Source organism: Streptomyces sp. NPDC029292 (assembly GCF_055569295.1).
Window position 1 is genome coordinate 1,380 of the sequence record NZ_JBVHXR010000003.1, and the last position, 20,221, is coordinate 21,600.

Consider the following 20,221-nt stretch of genomic DNA (forward strand, 5'->3'; position numbering starts at 1 on the left):
GTGGTGGGTTCCGCCGCGATGACCGGAGCGACTTCCGGCGTGACGACCGCCGAGGCGACGACCGTCCGGCTCCCCGTCGCGAGGGGGACCGTCCGACCTTCCGTCGCGACGACCGGCGCGATGACCGACGAGACGACAGCCGTGGCGGTGGCGGCTTCCGTGGCCGCGACGACCGTGGCAGCGGCGGCCCGCGTCGTGACGACCGGGGCGGTCGCCCCGGCGGCTTCCGTGGCCGTGACGACCGTAGGGGCGACGACCGCCGCGGCGGCGGCCGTTTCCGCGACGATCGGGACCGTGACAGGGACCGCGAGCCGATCAAGCGGCTGCCGATCCCGGATGACGTCACGGGTGAGGAGATCGACGCGGACGTACGGCAGGAGCTGCAGAGCCTGCCCAAGGGACTTGCCGAGGATGTCTCCAGGAACCTGGTGATGGTCGCCCGGCTCATCGACGAGGACCCCGAGGGCGCGTACGCGTACTCGAAGATCGCTCTGCGCCTGGCGTCCCGCGTCGCCGCCGTACGCGAGGCGGCCGGTTTCGCCGCGTACGCCAACCAGAAGTACAGCGAGGCGCTCGCCGAGTTCCGGGCCGCGCGTCGTATGACCGGCAGTGTGGAGCTGTGGCCCGTCATGGCGGACTGCGAGCGCGGTCTTGGCCGGCCCGAGAAGGCGCTGGACATGGCCGGTGCGCCCGAAGTGCACAAGCTGGACAAGGCCAGTCAGGTCGAGATGCGGCTCGTGGCCGCCGGCGCGCGGCGGGACATGGGGCAGCTCGAAGCCGCCATCGTGACCCTCCAGAGCCCCGAGCTCGCCTCGAACTCCGTGCAGCCCTGGACCGCGCGCCTGCGCTACGCGTACGCCGACGCGCTCCTGGCCGCCGGTCGTGAGGGCGAGGCGCGCGAGTGGTTCGCGAAGGCCGTCGAGTCCGACAAGGACGGCAGCACGGACGCCTCCGACCGGCTCGCCGAGCTGGACGGCGTCGAGTTCGTCGACGCGCTCGTCGAGGAGCAGGACGAGACGGCGACGCAGACGGCGGCGCAGGCCGAGTCCAAGGCCGAGACGGAGATCGAGACGGAGATCGAGTCCGAGTCCGACATTGAGGACGAGGACGAGGACGAGGCGGAGGACGAGGCGGAGGACGAGGCGGAGGACGAGGCGGAGGACGAGGCGGAGGACGAGGCGGAGGACGAGGCGGAGGACGAGGCGGAGGACGAGGCGGAGGACGAGGTCGAGGTCGATGACGAGGCTCCGCAGGCCGCGCAGACCCCGGTCGAAGGCGACGACGAGGACACTCCGCAGAGCTGACGTCAGGCATACGCGGTAACAAGGTGAGGGCGGGACTCCAGAACGGAGTCCCGCCCTCACCCGTTTCAGAGCGTCAGCGTCAGCCTCCGAGCGAGAGTGCCCGCAGCACCAGCCCCGACGCCGGCTTCGGGCCGAACGACGTCGACTTGCGGGGCATCGTGACGCCCTGGCGGGCAAGGTCGCGTACGACCTCCTCGCGGACCGGATGCATCAGGACGGCCGTACCGCCGTCGCGCTCCGCCTTCTCGACCGTGGCGGTCGTGTCGTGGATGTACGCGATGTGCGCGGGCGAGTCCTCCGGGATGCCCCAGACGTGGTCGAGGAGCGTGGCGTGCAGGACCGCCGCGTCCAGGGTGCGCCAGGCTTCGGGGCGGTCGGCCGGGATCGTACGGGCGAGCAGGTCCGGGTCCGGGCGGTCGACCAGGTGGAACGTGCCGTCGCCCGCGAGGAGGAAGGCGTTGCCGTCGGCGGCCGCGTCCGCGAGGGCCTCCAGGGCCTCGGGGAGGGACACGGCCAGGTGGCGTACGCGGAAGGATTCCCCGAGGGCGGCCAGCGCGTCGGCGACCGGCAGACGGTGCAGCAGGCGGTGGATCGCCCGGACGCGCAGGGGGTAGCGCGCGGTGTCCACCAGGAGGACCAGGCCGTAGTCCCAGGGGCTGGGCGAGGGGTGCTCGGCGCGCAGCCGCAGATACGTCGCCCAGCGGTGGTGGCCGTCGGCGATGAGTGCCTGGTGGTGGCAGAGATCTGACCGGATCTCGGCCAGTTCGGCCGGGTGGGTGACCGACCACAGACGGTGACTGAAGCCGTCCTCCGTGGTGGTCGAGAACAGCGGCGGGCGCTGGGCGGTGCGCTCGATGACGGCGGCCGTGCCGACCCGGGAACCGTTGCCGCGGTAGGTGAGCAGCAGTGGCTCGAGGTTGGCGGAGGTGGCGCGCATCAGGGCCGCGCGGTCCGCGATGACGTGCGGCATCACGTCCTCGTGCGGGAGGACGACACCGTCCGACGGCTCCGACAGGCGCAGGGCGCCGATGATGCCGCGTTGCAGGATGTTGCCGTCACGCTGCTCGTAGACGTACAGGCCCGGCTCCGGGTCGGTCGTCAGGACGCCTTCCGACAGCCAGCGGCGCAGGGTGGCCGCCGCCTGCTGGTTGCGGGCGGTAGGGGTGCCGTCCTGCGGGAGGATCAGCCGGACGATGTTGTGCGGGTCGGCGGATTCGAGCTCGAGCAGACCGTCGGGTCGTACGACGACGTCGTACGGCGGTGATGTCACGGCGGAGAGACTGCCGACCCGGTCGGGGTCGTAGCGCAGGCCCCGGAACGGGGTGAGTTCGAGCCCGTCGCACTTGGGTGTTTCCTCCGCGGGACCTGCATAGTTCATTGAGGCATCGTAAGTGTGTCAGTGGCATGCGCGATGATCGGGGGAAAGGGATCGAACGAGGAGCGATGTGTAATGAGCCAGACCGTCAGGACGCGGCCCGAGGGCAGTGGGCAGGCCCTGAGTGAGGCCTACGACACGGCGCTGCTCGATCTGGACGGGGTGGTGTACGCGGGAGGGAACGCGATCGCGTACGCCGTGGAGTCCCTCGGCACGGCCCGCTCGGGCGGGATGCATCTCGCGTATGTCACGAACAACGCGCTGCGCACGCCGGACGCGGTGGCCGGGCATCTGACGGAGCTGGGGATACCGACGGGGGCATCGGACGTCATCACCTCGGCGCAGGCCGCGGCCCGGCTCATCAGTGAGCAGGTGCCCGCCGGTGCGCGTGTGCTGGTCATCGGTGGCGAGGGGCTGCGGGTCGCGCTGCGTGAGCGCGGGCTTGAGCCGGTCGAGTCGGCCGACGACGATCCTGCGGCGGTCGTGCAGGGGTTCGGCGGTCCCGATCTGACCTGGTCGCGCTTCGCGGAGGCGTGCTACGCCATCGCGCGCGGGGTGCCGTGGTTCGCGTCCAACACCGACCTCACGATCCCGAGCGCGCGCGGGATCGCTCCGGGCAACGGCGCGGCGGTGGAGGTCGTACGGATCGCCACGGGCGCCGAGCCGCAGGTGGCGGGCAAGCCGTTGCCCCCGATGCACCGCGAGACGATCCTGCGGACCGGGGCCGAGCGGCCGCTGGTCGTCGGGGACCGGCTGGACACGGACATCGAGGGCGCGTTCAACGGCGAGGTGGACTCGCTGCTCGTGCTGACCGGCGTCACGGACGGCGCGCAGCTCCTGGCCGCCCCACCGCAGCACCGGCCGACGTACGTCGACGCGGATCTGCGCGGACTGCTCACCGGTCAGCCGGAGGTCGTCGAGGCGGGCGAAGGGTTCCGCTGCGGCGGCTGGACGGCGACGGCCGGGAGCGAGCGGCTGGAGCTGGAGGGCGACGGCGAGGCCCTCGACGGCCTGCGGGCGCTCTGCGCGGCGGCGTGGACGGCGGCCGGGGAGGGGACCTGCGAGCTGGACGGAGGGAAGGCGCTGGCGCGGCTGGGGCTTTGAGAGCCAGTGCATCCGCGCATCTGCGCGGCACGCCGTCCTCGCGCTCACCGCGTCCGCGGACGCCTGGCGCGGCGTCGAGGCGGTGAGCGCGGGGCCGAGGCGGTGAGTGCGGGGCCGAGGGGGTGAGGTGTCGGCGCCCAGGACCATGCGCACTCGCGCACCCGGGACCCGGGCCGCTCAGCACGCCCTCGGGACCCGGGCGGCTCGGTGGCGGTGACAAGGGCTCCTGGCGGCTCGTCAGCGGCAACACGGACACCTGGTTGGCCCGTCGGCGGTGGCACGGGATCGAGGTGCGTTGCGAGGGTAGGCTAACCTAACTGCGTGTTGGTCGACAGTCCTCCTGAACAGCGCGCGGAGACCGCCCCCGCGCCTCCAACCCGTCGGGCGATACGTGCCTTTGGGCTCCTCGCTTCCGTGGGCATCCTGGCGCTCGTCGCCCTCGCGAGCGTCGCGATCGGTGCGAAAGCGCTGCCGCTGGACCAGGTCTGGCACGGCCTGTTCCACGACTCGGGGACATACGCCGATGTCGTGGTCGCCGACCGGGTCTCCCGTACCGTCCTCGGACTGCTCGTCGGCGCCGCGCTCGGGCTGTCCGGTGCCGTTCTTCAGGCGCTCACCCGCAATCCGCTGGCCGACCCCGGACTGCTCGGCATCAATGCGGGCGCGTCCGCCGCGGTCGTCACCGCCATCACGTACTTCGGTGTCACGAGTCTGAGCGGCTACGTCTGGTTCGCCTTCTTCGGCGCGGCCGCGGTCGGGGCGCTGGTCTGGTTCCTGGGCGGCAGCCGCGGCGCGACCCCGGTGCGGCTCGCTCTCGCGGGCACCGCGATCAGCGCCGCGCTCTACGGCTATCTGCAGGCCGTGATGATCACGGACGATGCCGCGCTCGGCAAGATGCGCTTCTGGACGGTCGGTTCGCTCGCCTCGGCCACTGACACGACCATCAAGCAGGTGCTGCCGTTCCTCGCGGTCGGCATGATCGTCGCGCTGGCTCTGGCCCGGCCGCTGAACGCCGTGGCCATGGGCGACGACACCGCCCGCGCACTCGGCGCCAATCTGAACCGCACCCGTGCGCTGTCCATGGCCGCGGCGACCGTGCTGTGCGGCGCCGCGACCGCCGCCTGCGGGCCGATCGTGTTCGTCGGGTTGATGGTTCCGCACGTCGTCCGTTCCTTCACCGGGCCCGATCTGCGCTGGATCCTGCCGTACGCCACCGTGCTCTCGCCCGTGCTGCTCCTTGGCGCCGATGTCGTCGGACGGATGGTGGCGCGGCCGGCGGAGCTTCAGGTCGGCATCGTCACCGCGGTTCTCGGCGGCCCGGTCTTCATCTTTCTCGTACGACGGCGGAGGACGGCGCAGCTGTGACGACCACACGTAAGCCGACGCTCTCGACCCGGTCGATCCGTACGCGCGGCGGGCTGTCGGTCCCGCTCGACATCCGGGCGTTCACTGTCGTCGTCCTGCTGCTGGTGGCCGCGCTCGCCGCGAGCGTCGTGCTCATCGGCACCGGCGACTTTCCGATTCCGGCCACCGACGTCCTCAAGACGCTGGTGGGCAACGGGGACGCGGGCCAGGAGTTCATCGTCAACGAACTGCGGCTGCCGCGCGTTCTCGTCGGCCTGCTGGTGGGGGCCTCGCTGGGGCTCGGCGGGGCACTCTTCCAGTCCATCTCCCGCAATCCGCTGGGCAGTCCGGACGTGCTCGGTCTCGGGCAGGGCTCGACGGCCGGCGCGCTCATCATGATCGTGCTGTTCTCGGGGAGCGCGACCCAGGTCGTCCTCGGGGCGCTCGTCGGCGGACTGGTGACCGGTCTCGCCATCTATCTGCTCGCCTGGAAGCGAGGAGTGCACGGTTATCGACTGGTCCTGGTCGGTATCGGTGTCTCCGCGATGGTCACGGCGGTCAACGGCTATCTGCTCACCAAGGCAGACATCGTCGACGCGGCCCGCGCGATCGTCTGGATGACCGGCTCGCTCAACGGCCGTGACTGGGCCCAGGTCTGGCCGCTGCTCATCATGTGCGCCGTCCTCGTACCGCTCGTCCTCGGCCATGCGCGGGGGCTGCGCATGATGGAGATGGGTGATGACGTCTCGTACGCGCTCGGAGTGCGGGTCGAGCGGACGCGGCTGCTGCTGATGCTGTCCGCCGTGCTGCTCACCGCGGGGGCCACCGCCGCCGCGGGCCCGGTCGGCTTCGTGGCGCTCACCGCGCCGCAGCTCGCGCGGCGGCTGACGCGTTCGCCGGGACCGAACCTGGTGCCCTCGATGTGCATGGGCGCGACCCTGCTGATCGTCGCCGACTGGGCCTCGCAGCGGGCCTTCGGTGCCGACCAGCTGCCCGTCGGCGTCGTGACCGGAGTCCTCGGTGGCGTCTATCTGCTGTGGCTCCTTGTCACCGAGCGGAAGGCGGGCCGGATATGAGCGCCCCCGTGCAGCGGGATGTGAGCACCCCCGTGAACGAGAACACCCAAAGGAGCACTGTGAACCGCCTGTCCGCCGACAACGTCACCCTCGGCTACGACCAGCGCGTCATCGCGGAGAAGTTGTCGGTGGAGATCCCCGACAACTCCTTCACCGTGATCGTCGGCCCGAACGCGTGCGGCAAGTCGACACTGCTGCGCGCCCTTTCACGGATGCTCAAGCCCTCGGAGGGCCGGGTGCTGCTCGACGGCCAGGTCATCCAGTCGATGCCCGCGAAGAAGGTGGCCCGCACGCTGGGGCTGCTGCCGCAGTCGTCCATCGCGCCCGACGGGATCACGGTCGGCGACCTGGTCGGCCGGGGCCGCTATCCGCACCAGGGGCTGCTGCGGCAGTGGTCGACGGAGGACGAGCGGGTCGTGCAGGAGTCGATGGCCTCGACGGGCGTCGCTGAATTGGCTGATCGCTATGTCGACGAACTCTCCGGCGGCCAGCGCCAGCGTGTCTGGATCGCCATGGCGCTCGCCCAGCAGACACCGCTGCTGCTGCTCGACGAGCCGACCACCTACCTCGACATCCAGCACCAGATCGACGTGCTCGACCTGTGCGCCGAACTCCACGAGGAGCAGGGCCGCACCCTGGTCGCCGTGTTGCACGACCTCAACCACGCGGCCCGGTACGCCACTCACCTCATCGCCCTGCGCGACGGCGAGGTCATCGCCGAGGGCGCGCCGAACGACATCGTCACGGCCGAGCTGGTGCAGGACGTCTTCGGGCTGCGCTGCCAGGTCATCGACGACCCGGAGACGGGGACGCCGCTGGTGGTGCCGGCGGCACGCAAGGCGCGTGTGGTGGCAGCGGCGACTACAGAAGGGTCCTGAGCCGGAACAGGTCGCGCAGGCCCGCCTCCAGCTTCACTCTGCCCGAGCCCCAGGCCTTCGCGAAGTTCAGGTCGCCGTTCACCATCGCGACCAGGTCGTCGCCCTTCATGGTGAGCCTGATCTGCGCCTTCGCGTGAGGGGGGTCCCCCCGGACGGAGTCCGGGGGAGGGCCCTGGAGGGTGTCGAGCACCTCGATTCGGCCGTCTTTGAGACGGCCGACGAAGGTGATGTCGAGGTCGGTGATACGGCAGCTCAGCGAGCGGTCGAGCGCCGCCGCGCTGCGTACGTCGCCCTCTGCGCCCGCCATGTTGTCCGAGAGTTTGTCGAGTGCGGTGCGGCACTCCTCAATCGTCGCCATCGTGATCGACGGTACCGCAGCGCTTCGCGGTAGCGTCGGGGCATGAGCGACGCATGGCCGGAGACCGAGGTCCGGCAGGATGTGAGGGCACCGGAGCCCGGGACGGCCGCCGGGCCGGAGGCCGGGCTGGGTGCCGGGCCTGCGGTGGGGCTGGGTGAGAGGCCTGCGGTCGGAGCCGGGCCGGAGGCCGAGGCGGGTGCCTGGCTTGCGGTCGGACCCGCGCCGGACGGCGCGCCGGACGCCGCGCCCGCGGTCGGCCCCGAGAACCCGGACGCCGGGCTTGCGGTCGAACCCCCGTACGACCCCCCGTACGACCCAGCCGCCCCGGCCCCGCTGAACGTCCCCCGCACCCCCACCGGCAACGCCGACGTCGAGGCCCAGCTCGACCGGCTGGCCGATGCCGACCACCTCGCCACGGACGGACACGTCGAGGTGTACGAGGATGTACACGGGGGGCTGCGCGACGCGCTCACCGCGCTCGACGTCCGCCCGGGACCTCCGGCGCCCCCATCGACGTACAACAGCAGGAGCTGAACCAAACGTGGCAGGAGTGGCACGCCGCCGTCTCGACGCCGAGCTGGTCCGCCGGAAGCTGGCGCGCTCGCGCGAGCATGCCAGCCAGTTGATCGCCGCGGGGCGGGTCAGCGTCGGCAAGACCCTCGCGACCAAGCCCGCCACCCAGGTGGAGACCGCGGCCGCGATCGTGGTCACCCAGGACGACAGCGACCCCGACTACGTCTCGCGTGGCGGACACAAGCTCGCGGGCGCCCTGGCAGCCTTCGTGCCGCAGGGGCTGAAGGTCGAGGGTCGGCGTGCGCTGGACGCCGGAGCGTCCACGGGTGGCTTCACCGACGTACTGCTGCGCGCGGGCGTCGCCCATGTCGTCGCCGTCGACGTCGGCTACGGTCAACTCGCCTGGTCTCTGCAGAGCGATGAACGCGTCACCGTCAAGGACCGTACGAACGTACGCGAGTTGACGTTGGAGGCGATCGATGGGGAGCCCGTGGATCTTGTCGTCGGGGATCTGTCCTTCATCCCGCTCGGACTGGTGCTGCCCGCCCTGGTGCGGTGCGCGGCGCCGGATGCCGACCTGGTGATGATGGTCAAGCCGCAGTTCGAGGTGGGTAAGGAACGACTGGGGAGCGGCGGTGTCGTCCGCAGCCCCGAGCTGCGCGCCGAGGCCGTGCGCGGAGTGGCCGAGCGGGCCCGGGGGCTGGGGCTCGGAGTGAAGGGTGTGACCGCCAGCCCGCTGCCCGGACCCTCGGGCAATGTCGAGTACTTTCTGTGGCTGCGTGCCGGGGCGCCCGAACTCGACCCGGCCGACGTTGACCGTGCTGTGGCGGAGGGGCCGCGTTGACAGAGACCCGAGCTCGTACTGTTTTCCTGCTGGCCCACACCGGGCGGCCGGCAGCCATTCGCAGCGCCGAGCTGGTCGTCCAGGGGCTGCTGCGCTCCGGGATCGGCGTACGGGTGCTGGAGGCGGAGGCCGCCGACCTGCCCCTGCCGCCGACGGTGGAGCTCGTGAAGGAGGCCACCCCGCAGTGCCTCGACGGGTGCGAGCTGCTGATCGTGCTCGGCGGTGACGGAACGCTGCTGCGCGGCGCCGAGTTCGCCCGTGCCTCCGGCGTCCCGATGCTCGGCGTCAACCTCGGCCGCGTCGGCTTCCTCGCCGAGGCCGAGCGCGACGACCTCGACAAGGTGGTCGACCGGGTGGTGACCAAGGCGTACGAGGTCGAGGAGCGCATGACCGTCGACGTCGTCGTGCACCGCAACGGCGACATCGTGCACACCGACTGGGCCCTGAACGAGGCGGCCGTGCAGAAGGTGTCGGCCGAGAAGCTCCTCGAGGTCGTCCTGGAGATCGACGGGCGGCCGGTGACCGGGTTCGGCTGCGACGGCATCGTCTGCGCGACCCCGACCGGCTCCACGGCGTACGCCTTCTCCGCGGGCGGGCCCGTGGTGTGGCCGGAGGTGGAGGCGCTGCTCATGGTGCCGATCAGCGCACACGCGCTGTTCGCCAAGCCGCTGGTGACCTCGCCGGACTCCGTGCTCGCCGTGGAGGTGCTGCCGCACATTCCGCCGGGCGTGCTGTGGTGCGACGGGCGGCGCACGGTCGAACTTCCGCCGGGGGCCCGGGTCGAGGTGCGGCGCGGCGCCGTGCCGGTGCGGCTCGCGCGCCTGCACCACGCGTCGTTCACCGACCGGCTGGTGGCGAAGTTCGCGCTGCCGGTGTCGGGGTGGCGGGGGGCGCCGCACTAGGCGCCGGCCGTTGGAGGCCCGGCCTGCTCCCGGCCGGGCCAGGCCAGGCGCGCTCGTGCCCGCGCGGCAGGCCCGGGCCAGGAACCTGTCCAAGACACAGCCCAGAACCTGCTCAGGATGCAGCAGCGCCGTCGCGTGGACGGCGGCGGCAGGGGCCCGCCCGGCCACGCCCACGGCGTACCGGGCGGGGCCTGGTGCCGATCGCGCGGACGGTCCGTCGGTGCTCGTCGGTGCTCGTCGGCGCCCGTCGTCACGAGCTCCGAGGTCGCCGCGCTCACCGCCGTGGAAAAGGTGATGGATTCCCCGCCATGAAGGGGCGCCGCAGGATTTGGGCCGGAAATCTCCGCTTTCCGGCCCACCCCCTCGGGTGACACCGCCCCTCTTCGGGCCCTCGCCACCTGCGCCTTCGCACAAGCAGGGCAGGGCCCGTCGCACATCGGGTCCCTGACCTCGTAAGGTCTTGTCCGTGTTGGAGGAGATGCGGATACGGTCGCTCGGAGTCATCGACGACGCGGTCGTCGAGTTGTCGCCCGGCTTCACCGCCGTGACGGGTGAGACCGGTGCGGGCAAGACGATGGTGGTCACCAGCCTCGGGCTGCTGCTGGGTGGGCGCGCGGACCCGGCCCTGGTACGGATCGGCGCCAAGAGCGCGGTCGTGGAGGGGCGGATCGCCGTACCCCCGGGCGGGACCGCGGTCGTACGGGCCGAGGAGGCGGGAGCCGAACTCGACGACGGGGCGTTGTTGATCAGCCGGACCGTTTCGGCCGAGGGGCGCTCGCGGGCGCACCTGGGCGGGCGCTCGGTGCCCGTGGGCGTGCTGGCCGAGCTCGCCGACGAGCTGGTCGCCGTGCACGGCCAGACCGACCAGCAGGGGCTGCTCAAGCTGTCCCGGCAGCGGCAGGCGCTCGACCGGTACGCGGGGGACGCCGTCGCCGCCCCGCTCGCCAAGTACGCGGGGGCCTACCGTCGGCTGCGGGCCATCTCGGCCGAGCTGGACGAGATCACCACGCGCGCGCGTGAGCGGGCCCAGGAAGCCGACATGCTGCGCTTCGGGCTCGACGAGATCGCGGCGGTCGAGCCGCGGGCCGGCGAGGACGTGGAGCTGGCCGCAGAGGCGGAGCGCCTCGGCCACGCGGAGGCGCTCGCGTCGGCCGCCACCGCCGCGCACGCGGCGCTCGCGGGCAATCCCGAGGACCCCGAAGGCATCGACGCGGCGACGCTCGTCGCGGGGGCCCATCGGGCTCTGGAGGCCGTACGCGCGCACGACTCCTCGCTCGCCACGTTGTCCGGGCGGATCGGGGAGATCAACATTCTGCTGCGCGATGTGGCGGGGGAGCTGGCCGGGTACGCCGACGACCTCGACGCGGATCCCTTGCGGCTCTCGGCGGTCGAGGAGCGCCGGGCCGCGCTCACCCAGCTGACCCGCAAGTACGGCGCGGACATCGACGCCGTGCTGGCGTGGGCCGAGCAGGGCGCCGCGCGGCTCCTCGAACTCGACGGCGACGACGAGCGGATCGACGAGCTGACGGGCGAGCGGGACGCGCTGCGGACCGAACTGGGCGGGCTCGCTCAGGCGTTGACGGAGGCCCGTACGGAGGCCGCCGAGCGGTTCGCCGCCGCCGTGACCGCCGAGCTGGCCTCGCTCGCCATGCCGCACGCGCGCGTGTCGTTCGAGATCCGGCAGACCGACGACCCGGAGGGCGTGGAACTCGGCGGGCGTACGGTCGCCTACGGCCCCGCGGGCGTCGACGAGGTCGAGCTGCTGCTCGCCCCGCACCCTGGTGCCCCGCCGCGGCCCATCGCCAAGGGAGCGTCGGGCGGTGAGCTCTCGCGGGTGATGCTCGCGGTGGAGGTTGTCTTCGCCGGTACGGATCCGGTGCCGACGTATTTGTTCGACGAGGTCGACGCGGGCGTCGGTGGCAAGGCCGCGGTCGAGATCGGGCGGCGGCTCGCCCGGCTCGCCAAGACCGCGCAGGTCGTGGTCGTCACGCATCTGCCCCAGGTGGCCGCGTTCGCCGACCGGCAGCTGCTGGTCGAGAAGACCAACGACGGGTCGGTGACTCGGTCCGGGGTCAAGGTGTTGGAGGGCGAGGAGCGGATTCGCGAGCTGTCCCGGATGCTGGCGGGGCAGGAGGACTCGGAGACGGCTCGGGCCCACGCGGAGGAGTTGTTGGCGACGGCTCGGTCTGACGGATAGCCGCCGCCGGCGGGGCGGCGGCTTCCGCTCCGCGCCGCTCCGCTCCGCGCCGCTCCGCGACGTGGCCTTGTCCGCTCTGCGGTGCGAGCTTTTGCCCGCTCCATGGTGCGAGCCTTTGCCCGCTCCGCGGTCCTGCTCTCCGCCGCTCCGCGGCGGTTTCCCACCCGCCTGCCCCTATTGGCTGCTCCGCAGCCCCCGCAACCGGCCCACTCCGTGGGCCCATAAGGTGGCGGCCATGTTCACACGTACGGCCAGGTCCACCGCTTTCACGCTCGCCGCAGGCGCCACGCGCGCGGGAATCGCCGCCTTGCGCTCCAACGCGCCGGGCGGCCCCGCCCGTTGGGAGCGCAAGAACTACGCCGGACGGACCGTCGAGCTGTACGCGGGCCCCGCCGCTGCCCTTGGCGCGGCGCTCGGGGCCACGGCGACCCACCGGGCCGCCGGGTTCGCCGTACTCGCCGCCGGTGCGTGTGGTGCGCACGACGATGTCGCCGGAGTGGGCGACCCCCGTCGTGGGATCCGGGCGCACCTGGGTGCCCTGCGGGACGGTGAAGTGACCAGTGGGACGGTCAAGTTGTTCGGGATCTCGGCCGCGGGGCTGGTGGCGGGGGCGATGCTCAAGGAGCGGGCCTTCGACAAGCTGCTCGCGGGTGTCGTGATCGCCGGGACCGCACACTTCGTCAACCTCGTGGATGTGCGTCCCGGGAGGGCCGCGGGTGCCGTGCTCGCCCTGGGGGCGCCCGGGTTGCTGCGGGACGGGGCCGCGGGGCGGCTGTCCGCCGCGGCGATGGGAGCCGCCGCGGCTGTTCTCCCCGACGACGTCGGCGAGCGCGCGATGATCGGCGACACCGGTGCTCACGCGCTCGGCGCCGCCCTGGGCACCGCCATCGCCGCGGGCAACGGCCGTGCGGGGCTCGTCGCCCACGCCGCGGCGCTGGTGGCCGCGACGGTGTACGGGGAGGAGGTCAGCGACGCGGCGCGATCCCTGGGGTGGGCGACGGGGTGAACGAGGCGGACGCTCCCGGCGCGCGCCAGAGCCGGCGGGCGCGCGCCGCCCGGCGATCCGGAGATGGAGCGCACGCGTCACTCGGCGATCCGGAGGCGGAGCGCACGCGTCACTCGGCGATCCGGAGGCGGAGCGCACGCGTCACTCGGCGATCCGGAGGCGGAGCGCACGCGCCACTCGGCGATCCGAATCCGTCGAGTAGGCCCCCGGCGTTCCGGAGACTGTGCAGGAGGCGCGCCCGGTGTCCGGAGGCGGCGGGCACGCGCCCCCGACGTTCCGAATTCTTGTCGAGTACGCCCCGCGCGCCGGAGGGTGCGGGCACGCGCCCCGGCGTCCGGACAGTAAGCGCGCGCCCCCGGCGTTTCCGAGTTCGTCGAGTACGCCCCCGGCATTCCAGAGACAACAAGCACGCGCCCTCAGTGCTCCGGAAAGAGCTCCGGAAAGGGCAAGCGCACCCCCGGACAGCCCACCCCGACAAGCCCGCCCAAAAACACCGCACTTCTCACTCACATGAGTGACTGAACCCGCCGAGTTGGCCGTCGCACCGCAACCCCGGTCCGGCGGCGGTGCCGGAACACCCGTGCGGCCTGGCATCCTTGGCGTAGTACGCGGAGCACGATGTGCGGTACACCCCCCTCTCCACGATCCTTCTGTACGTTTTTCGTGACCGTCCGACGCCGAACCAGGAGCCCCGGCCACGTGAGCCACGTGAGCAGCCACTCACCGCAGGGCCAGTCGCCGCTGCGCACCGTGCAGGTGCTCGGCGGCGGGAGTGCGGGCAGCAGTGCGCATGTGCGGTCGCTGGCCTCGGGGCTCGTCGCCCGGGGCGTGCGGGTCACCGTGTGCGCCCCCGTCGAGGCCGATCACGCGTACGGGTTCACCGGCGTGGGCGCCCAGCACGTCCCCGTGCCACGGAGCAGCGACCCGGCGTCCGTGGCCGCGCTGCGGACGGCCTGCGCGGACGCCGACCTGGTGCACGCGCACGGGCTGCACGCCGCGCTGAGGGCCGCGCTCGCGCTCAGCGGGCGGCGCGTCCCGCTCGTCGTCACCTGGCATACGCGCTCGCACGCCGAGGGGGCACGGGCCCATCTGCTGCGCCTCCTCGAGCGGAGGGTCGCCAAAGCGGCGGCCGTGGTCCTGGGGACCTCGTCCGACCTCGTGGACCGGGCGCGCAGCAGGGGAGCACGTGACGCGCGGCTCGCCGCGGTCGCCTTCCCCGCGCCGCGCAAGACCGTAGAGTCCGGGGACCCGGACCGGTTGCGGCACAAGGCGCGGGCCGAACTCGGCGCCACCGACCGGCCGTTGCTCATGGCCGTCGGCTCCCTCGACCGGCACCGCGGCTACGACACCCTGCTGGACGCCACGCGCGCGTGGCGCCACCTCGTCCCCGTGCCGCTGCTCGTGATCGCGGGGGAGGGGCCGCTGCGGACGGTTCTGCAGCGCCGTATCGAGGACGAAGGGCTGCCGGTCCGTCTGATCGGGCGGCGCGACGACATCACGGAGCTCCTCGCCGCCGCCGATCTCGCGCTGCTTCCCAGCAGTTGGGAATCCCGCTCCGTCCTCGCGCAAGAAGCCCTCCACGCGCGCGTGCCGCTCATCGCGACCGCCGTCGGCGGCATCCCCGAACTGGTCGGCGACGCGGCCGAACTCGTCCCCTACGGCGACCCGGAGGCGCTCGCCGCCGTCGTCGTACGCCTCCTCGACGACCCCGCGCGCCGGGAACTCCTCCAGGAGAGGGGCGCCCGACAGGCCGCCACCTGGCCGACGGAGGACGACACCGTCGCGCAAGTGCTCAGCGTCTACGACGAGTTGACCCAGCCCAGACCTCTTCCCTGATGCCGTGAAGCACACGCCTCCAAGGCGCGTGCCTCTAAGGCCCACGCCATTAAGGCGGCGTGCCTCAAGGCACATGCCTGCGTGCCCGCAGTGCCAGGCTCAACGCCAGTACCGTCTGTGGGTCGTCCAGGTCGGTGCCCAGCAACTCACCGATCCGTGCGAGGCGGTTGTAGAGCGTCTGCCGGTTGAGATGCAGCTCGCGGGCCGTCTCCGCCTTGCGGCCCGCGTGCGCCAAGTACGTCTCCAGGGTGGGCAGGAGCGGCGGCTTGGAGCGGCTGTCGTGGTCGCGGAGGGGGCCGATCGCGCGGTCCACGAAGGCCGCCAGGTCCGGATGGTCGCGCAGCCGCCACAGCAGGAGGTCGATGTCGAGGCGTCGGGCGTCGTACCACGGGCGGTCCGACAGGCCCTGGGCCGCCGTCGCCGTCTCCGCCGCGTGCCGCAGGCCCGCCGAGGCCGCCGCCCAGCCGCCCGCGACCCCGACCACCACCACCGGCGGCTGCGCGCCGGGGCGTTGCATGCCCGCGCGCTCCACGCCCGCCCGCAGCGCCGCCGCGACCCGGTCCGCCACGGCCGAGCGCTCGGACTCCGAGCGCAGGCCCAGGAGCAGCGGGACACGGCCCTCGACGGGACGTACACCCAGCAGCACCGGCACCCCCACCGAGGCCAGTTCCTCGGCGACCGCGCGTGCCAGGACGGCCCAGCCGCCGCCGGGGGACAGTCCGTCGGCGAGCCGCATCACCACCGGCAGGAGCGGGCTGTTGCCGGGCTTGAAGCCGAGCACGCGGGCCTGCGCCGGAGCGTCCTGGGCCTCGATACGGCCCTCGGCGAGGTCGGTGAGGAAGTCGCCGCGCCCGCGCGCCGCCAGTTCCTCCTCCTGGCGGGCCTGCATCAGAACCACGGCCAGGATGCCCGCGGCCCGCTCCGCCGCGATCCGGTGCACCGGGGCGACCGGGGCGCTGACGGGCAGCAGGACCAGCCGGGCCCGTACCGAGCCGGTGCCGGGGCCGCCACCGGGCACCTCCACGAGCGTCGTCCCGGCGGGCGGCTTCTCCTTGTGCTGGCCGCGCAGCCCCTCCCAGACCTGGAGCGGATCGGCGCCCGCGGCCCCGGCCCCGGCGGCGTACAGGAGCTGTCCGTCCGCCGTCTCCAGGAAGACGGGATTGCCGCTGAAGTCCGCGAGGATGCCGAGGACCTGAGGCACACCGCCCCCGCCGAGGAGGGCCTCGGTACAGCGCCGGTGCACCTCCTCGGCCTGCTGGAGCAGCGCGTAGTGGCCGTTGACGATCTCGGTGTGGATCTCCTCCGTGACGGCCACGAAGGGCACCTCGCGGTGCAGCTGGACCAGCGGGAGACCGGCGGACCGAGCCGTCTCCACGAGGGCCGCCGGCAGCCGGGTGAAGCGCGGCCCGAGCTCCACCACCAGTGCCGCGATGCCGCGCTCGGCCAGGGTGCGGACGAAGGCACGCTGTTCGGCCGGGCGGGTGCCGAGGCCGTATCCCGTGGTCAGGAGCAGTTCGCCGCCCTTGAGGAGCGAGGCGATGTTCGGGACCTCGCCCGCGTGCACCCAGCGCACGGTGCGCTGCAGCCGGTCGGCCCCCGCGAGGATCTCCGGCAGCCCGCTGCGCAGTCCGGGCAGCTCCAGTGCTCGCTGCACGGTGATTCCGGCGCCCTGGGTGTCGTAACGGCTGTCCATGCACCGGACGCTACCTGCGGAGACGTTCCGAGGGCATCTCCGACCAGTTACGGAAGGCGGCGCGGGCGGCGCTCAGCCGGGCACCGGCCCTCAGCCAGGCACCGGACCGTCCTCGACCAGGCACCGGACCGTCCTCGACCAGGTACCGGACCGTCCTCGACCAGGTACCGGACCGTCCTCGGCCAGGCACCGGACCGCCCTCGGCCAGGCACCGGACCGCCCTCAGCCGGGCACCGACCTCCAGCCAGGCACCGGCATGATGTTGTGGTTGAAGCGGAAGACGTTGTCGGGGTCGTACTCCGCCTTCACCGCCGCCAGGCGCCGGGTGTTCTCGGCGCCGAGGCCGGCCACGACCCGGTCCGCGCCCTCGTTCCCGATGAAGTTGAGGTAGACGGCGCCGGTGCTCCACGGCTGGACGCCCGTGCGGACGTCCTTGACCCACTGGACGCACCGCTCGTCGTCGGCCGGGTCCTCCCAGATGCAAAAGGGGTGCACGGCCCAGGGCGCGTTCCGGTAGGGCACCGGGAAGCGGGCCGGGCCCGAGGCGATGGCGCCACCCTGCGGGAACAGGGCGTGCCGCGTGCCCGTGCCCGTGCCCACGGGCAGGGCGTTTCCGAGGGCGCAGAAGACGTCCGCGAGCTCGTCGGGCAGGCCCGTCAGATACTCCGCCGACCAGTAGTTCCGCATGCCGGGCGGGTCGTCGAGCATGCACTGGAAGTCGGCGTAGGGGAGGGCGGTGACGAACTCGGCCTCGTGGGGCAGCGCCAGCAGCGGCTGGGCGAGTGTGCGCAGGTCCTCCTCGCCGCCCGCGTACGCCAGGAGCGCGCCCGCCAGCAGCTTGCCCACCAGGTGCTTGGGGATGAACTCCTCGGGAGGACCGGTCAGGTAGATGACACCGCCGCTGAACTCCGGCGGACCGGTCGCGATGATCTCGCGGAAGACGCGGACCACGTCCGGGCCGGCGTCGGGCTGGTACATGAGCAGGGCGATCGAGAACTCGGGAAGCTCGTGCAGCTTCAGCGTCAGCGCGGTGGCGACACCGAAGTTCCCGCCGCCGCCGTGCAGCGCCCAGAACAGCTCCGGGTTCTCCTCGCCGGTGGCCCGGACGGTCGTGCCGTCGGCCGTCACGAGTTCCACACCGAGCAGGTTGTCGACGGCGAGGCCGCACGACCGGTCCAGCCAGCCGTTGCCGCCGCCCAGCACGAAGCCGCCGACACCGGTCGTCGAGACCCGCCCTCCGGTGGTCGCCAGGTTGTAGGGCTGGGTGGCGCGGTCGAGGTGGCTCATGGTCGCCCCGCCCCCGATCCGTACCGAATGGGATCCGGGACGGACCGTCACGTCGTGCATCCGACGCAGATCGACGACCAGGCCGCCGTAGTTGAGCGACATGCCCGCCACGCTGTGGCCACCGCCACGGACCGCGATCGGCAGGTCCAACTCCCGCCCGAAGCACACGGATCGGACGACATCGGCCTCGTTCGCGCATTGCGCGATCACGGCCGGACGCCGGTCGATCATCGCGTTGAAGATCGTCCGGGCGTCGTCGTACCCCGGGTCCTCCGGGGCGAACACATCACCGGCCAGATCCGCGCGGAGCGCGGCCAGAGCCGCGTGCGCCTTCGAGGAAGGAGCCACGGCAGCCGCCCCCTTCCAGCAGGGGACAGGACTACTCCTCAGCGTAGGCGCGCGCGGCTGCTCGGGCTCGGTCAGCCGCCGTAGGCGCCCGAAGCCGTCAGACGCAGGGCCGTGTCGATGAGCGGAACGTGACTGAACGCCTGCGGGAAGTTCCCGACCTGACGCTGCAGCCGCGGGTCCCACTCCTCTGCGAGCAGACCCAGGTCGTTGCGCAGGGCCAGCAGCTTCTCGAAGAGCTTGCGGGCCTCGTCCACCCGGCCGATCATCGCGAGGTCGTCCGCCATCCAGAACGAGCAGGCGAGGAAGGCGCCTTCGTCGCCCTCCAGGCCGTCCACGCCCGCGTCCTCGCCGGTGGTCGGGTAGCGCAGGATGAAGCCGTCGGAGGTGGACAGTTCGCGCTGGATGGCCTCGATCGTGCCGATCACGCGCTTGTCGTCCGGGGGCAGGAAGCCCATCTGCGGGATCAGCAGCAGCGAGGCGTCCAGCTCCTTGGAGCCGTACGACTGCGTGAAGGTGTTCCGCTCCTTGTCGTAGCCCTTCTCGCACACGTCCCGGTGGATGTCGTCGCGCAGCTCGCGCCACTTCTCCAGCGGACCGTCCGCGTCACCGGACTCGATGAGCTTGATGGTGCGGTCGACGGCGACCCAGGCCATCACCTTGGAGTGCACGAAGTGGCGGCGCGGGCCGCGGACTTCCCAGATGCCCTCGTCCGGCTGGTCCCAGTGGTCCTCCAGGTAGCGGATCAGCTTCAACTGGAGGAGCGAGGCGTAGTCGTTGCGGGACAGGCCCGTCATGTGGGCCAGGTGCAGGGCCTCGGTGACCTCGCCGTACACATCCAGCTGGAGCTGGTGCGCGGCGCCGTTCCCGACCCGTACGGGGGTCGAATTCTCGTACCCGGGAAGCCAGTCGAGCTCCGCCTCGCCCAACTCCCGTTCGCCCGCGATGCCGTACATGATCTGCAGGTTCTCCGGGTCGCCCGCGACCGCGCGCAGCAGCCACTCGCGCCAGGCGCGCGCCTCCTCGCGGTAGCCGGTGCGCAGCAGCGAGGAGAGGGTGATCGCGGCGTCGCGCAGCCAGGTGTAGCGGTAGTCCCAGTTGCGTACGCCGCCGATCTCCTCCGGGAGCGAGGTCGTGGGTGCGGCGACGATGCCGCCCGTGGGCGCGTACGTCAGGGCCTTCAGCGTGATCAGCGAGCGGACGACGGCCTCGCGGTAGGGGCCGTGGTACGTACACTGCTCGACCCACTCGCGCCAGAAGTCCTCGGTCGCCTCAAGCGACTGCTCCGGCTCGGGCAGCGCGGGCGGCTCCTTGTGCGAGGGCTCCCACGAGATCGTGAACGCGATGCGGTCACCCGGTGCCACCGTGAAGTCGGCGTACGTGGTGAGCGCCTTGCCGTACGTCTCGCAGGCGGTGTCGAACCACACCGAGTCGGGACCGGCGACGGCCACCGTCCGCCCCTCGTGCTTGTGCACCCAGGGCACCACCCGGCCGTAACTGAAACGCATCCGCAGCGCGGAGCGCATCGGCACCCGGCCCGTGACGCCCTCCACGATCCGGATCAGCTGCGGCGCGCCGTCGCGCGGGGGCATGAAATCGGTCACGCGGACCGTGCCGCGCGGGGTGTCCCACTCGGATTCGAGGATCAGCGAGTCGCCGCGGTATCTGCGGCGCGCGGCCGTCGGCGGCTGGGCGTCGGACGCGTGCGCCGGGCCGAGCCGCCAGAAGCCGTGCTCCTCGGTGCCCAGCAGGCCGGCGAAGATGGCATGCGAGTCGAAGCGGGGCAGGCACAGCCAGTCGACTGTGCCGTCCCTGCAGACCAGCGCCGCCGTCTGCATGTCTCCGATGAGTGCGTAGTCCTCGATGCGCCCGGCCACGTGCATCTCCAGTCGAACGGCCACGTCGCCCCCGAGGGGCGGTCGCTCTGCGGTCAAGGGATCGTTGGTAGTGCGTCGCTGCGAAACGTCAATTGTCGGTGCGATGGTCGGTGCCATTGTCGTCTCGAAACGAACTGACGAGCTCGCATTGTTCCGGGATACGGGCGGGGATGGTGCCGTGTTGCCGGTCGGGCTCGGCAGCGAGTGTCCGAGCAGGATACGACGCACCTGGAAGATCCGCGTGCCGCTCCCGGTATCCCGGCTGAGCCGATCGAGTGAGGC

General features: G+C 72.3%; 16 protein-coding genes. 11 read left to right on the forward strand and 5 right to left on the reverse strand.

Annotated elements, in window-relative coordinates:
- Window positions 1–314: 314 nt before the first annotated feature.
- Window positions 315–1,304 (forward strand): tetratricopeptide repeat protein, encoded by a 990-nt coding sequence (locus ACZ4WS_RS08250; protein ID WP_467979232.1) that lies wholly within the window; start codon window positions 315–317, stop codon window positions 1,302–1,304.
- 79 nt (window positions 1,305–1,383) lie between these two features.
- Here ACZ4WS_RS08250 and ACZ4WS_RS08255 read toward each other — a convergent pair whose 3' ends face one another.
- Entirely contained in the window at window positions 1,384–2,682 is a 1,299-nt protein-coding gene (locus ACZ4WS_RS08255) for a DUF1015 domain-containing protein (protein WP_467978372.1), read from the reverse strand.
- A gap of 72 nt (window positions 2,683–2,754) precedes the next feature.
- Between ACZ4WS_RS08255 and ACZ4WS_RS08260 the strand changes: the two genes are divergently transcribed.
- From ACZ4WS_RS08260 to ACZ4WS_RS08275, 4 genes are all read left to right on the forward strand, one after another.
- A complete protein-coding gene (locus tag ACZ4WS_RS08260; protein ID WP_467978374.1) occupies window positions 2,755–3,783 on the forward strand; it encodes an HAD hydrolase-like protein in 1,029 nt (342 codons plus the stop codon).
- A gap of 321 nt (window positions 3,784–4,104) precedes the next feature.
- Window positions 4,105–5,148, forward strand: a complete 1,044-nt coding sequence (locus ACZ4WS_RS08265; RefSeq protein WP_467978376.1) for a FecCD family ABC transporter permease — start codon at window positions 4,105–4,107, stop codon at window positions 5,146–5,148.
- Window positions 5,145–6,203 (forward strand): FecCD family ABC transporter permease, encoded by a 1,059-nt coding sequence (locus tag ACZ4WS_RS08270; RefSeq protein WP_467978378.1) that lies wholly within the window; start codon window positions 5,145–5,147, stop codon window positions 6,201–6,203. The genes ACZ4WS_RS08265 and ACZ4WS_RS08270 overlap by 4 nt, the downstream gene beginning before the upstream one ends.
- The gene (locus ACZ4WS_RS08275) at window positions 6,200–7,081 is read left to right on the forward strand and encodes an ABC transporter ATP-binding protein (RefSeq protein ID WP_467978380.1); all 882 of its coding nucleotides are present in this window, start codon (window positions 6,200–6,202) and stop codon (window positions 7,079–7,081) included. Before ACZ4WS_RS08270 ends, ACZ4WS_RS08275 begins: the two co-directional genes overlap by 4 nt.
- Here the strand turns inward: ACZ4WS_RS08275 and ACZ4WS_RS08280 are convergent.
- On the reverse strand, window positions 7,065–7,439 hold the full coding sequence (locus ACZ4WS_RS08280; protein WP_467978382.1) for a sterol-binding protein: 375 nt from the start codon (window positions 7,437–7,439) through the stop codon (window positions 7,065–7,067). The two genes, ACZ4WS_RS08275 and ACZ4WS_RS08280, sit on opposite strands and share 17 nt — an antisense overlap.
- A gap of 150 nt (window positions 7,440–7,589) precedes the next feature.
- Between ACZ4WS_RS08280 and ACZ4WS_RS08285 the strand changes: the two genes are divergently transcribed.
- The 6 genes from ACZ4WS_RS08285 to ACZ4WS_RS08310 all read left to right on the forward strand — a co-directional run bounded on the left by ACZ4WS_RS08285 (window position 7,590) and on the right by ACZ4WS_RS08310 (window position 14,737).
- Window positions 7,590–7,973 carry a hypothetical protein gene (locus ACZ4WS_RS08285; protein WP_467979234.1) on the forward strand — a complete coding sequence of 128 codons (384 nt, stop codon included), beginning with the start codon at window positions 7,590–7,592 and terminating at the stop codon, window positions 7,971–7,973.
- 7 nt (window positions 7,974–7,980) lie between these two features.
- On the forward strand, window positions 7,981–8,796 hold the full coding sequence (locus ACZ4WS_RS08290; protein WP_467978384.1) for a TlyA family RNA methyltransferase: 816 nt from the start codon (window positions 7,981–7,983) through the stop codon (window positions 8,794–8,796).
- Window positions 8,793–9,698, forward strand: a complete 906-nt coding sequence (locus tag ACZ4WS_RS08295) for an NAD kinase (protein ID WP_467978385.1) — start codon at window positions 8,793–8,795, stop codon at window positions 9,696–9,698. Before ACZ4WS_RS08290 ends, ACZ4WS_RS08295 begins: the two co-directional genes overlap by 4 nt.
- Before the next feature lie 478 nt (window positions 9,699–10,176).
- Window positions 10,177–11,895, forward strand: a complete 1,719-nt coding sequence (gene recN / locus ACZ4WS_RS08300; RefSeq protein WP_467979236.1) for a DNA repair protein RecN — start codon at window positions 10,177–10,179, stop codon at window positions 11,893–11,895.
- 235 nt (window positions 11,896–12,130) lie between these two features.
- A complete protein-coding gene (locus ACZ4WS_RS08305; RefSeq protein WP_467978387.1) occupies window positions 12,131–12,901 on the forward strand; it encodes a hypothetical protein in 771 nt (256 codons plus the stop codon).
- A 699-nt stretch (window positions 12,902–13,600) separates the two neighbouring features.
- Window positions 13,601–14,737, forward strand: a complete 1,137-nt coding sequence (locus ACZ4WS_RS08310) for a glycosyltransferase family 4 protein (protein ID WP_467978389.1) — start codon at window positions 13,601–13,603, stop codon at window positions 14,735–14,737.
- Window positions 14,738–14,801: 64 nt separating this feature from the next.
- Here ACZ4WS_RS08310 and ACZ4WS_RS08315 read toward each other — a convergent pair whose 3' ends face one another.
- From ACZ4WS_RS08315 to ACZ4WS_RS08325, 3 genes are all read right to left on the reverse strand, one after another.
- Window positions 14,802–16,430 carry a PucR family transcriptional regulator gene (locus tag ACZ4WS_RS08315; RefSeq protein ID WP_467978390.1) on the reverse strand — a complete coding sequence of 543 codons (1,629 nt, stop codon included), beginning with the start codon at window positions 16,428–16,430 and terminating at the stop codon, window positions 14,802–14,804.
- Between the two features lie 222 nt (window positions 16,431–16,652).
- A complete protein-coding gene (locus tag ACZ4WS_RS08320; RefSeq protein WP_467978392.1) occupies window positions 16,653–18,065 on the reverse strand; it encodes an FAD-binding oxidoreductase in 1,413 nt (470 codons plus the stop codon).
- Between the two features lie 71 nt (window positions 18,066–18,136).
- Window positions 18,137–19,939, reverse strand: coding sequence for a glycoside hydrolase family 15 protein (locus ACZ4WS_RS08325; RefSeq protein ID WP_467979238.1), 1,803 nt, complete (start codon window positions 19,937–19,939; stop codon window positions 18,137–18,139).
- Window positions 19,940–20,221: the final 282 nt, after the last annotated feature.

Coding starts and splice junctions, on each gene's coding strand:
- ACZ4WS_RS08255 (WP_467978372.1), bottom strand. CDS start 2,682: ATGAACTATGCAGGTCCCGCGGAGGAAACACCCAAGTGCGACGGGCTC.
- ACZ4WS_RS08260 (WP_467978374.1), top strand. CDS start 2,755: ATGAGCCAGACCGTCAGGACGCGGCCCGAGGGCAGTGGGCAGGCCCTG.
- ACZ4WS_RS08275 (WP_467978380.1), top strand. CDS start 6,200: ATGAGCGCCCCCGTGCAGCGGGATGTGAGCACCCCCGTGAACGAGAAC.
- ACZ4WS_RS08280 (WP_467978382.1), bottom strand. CDS start 7,439: ATGGCGACGATTGAGGAGTGCCGCACCGCACTCGACAAACTCTCGGAC.
- recN (WP_467979236.1), top strand. CDS start 10,177: ATGCGGATACGGTCGCTCGGAGTCATCGACGACGCGGTCGTCGAGTTG.
- ACZ4WS_RS08305 (WP_467978387.1), top strand. CDS start 12,131: ATGTTCACACGTACGGCCAGGTCCACCGCTTTCACGCTCGCCGCAGGC.
- ACZ4WS_RS08315 (WP_467978390.1), bottom strand. CDS start 16,430: ATGGACAGCCGTTACGACACCCAGGGCGCCGGAATCACCGTGCAGCGA.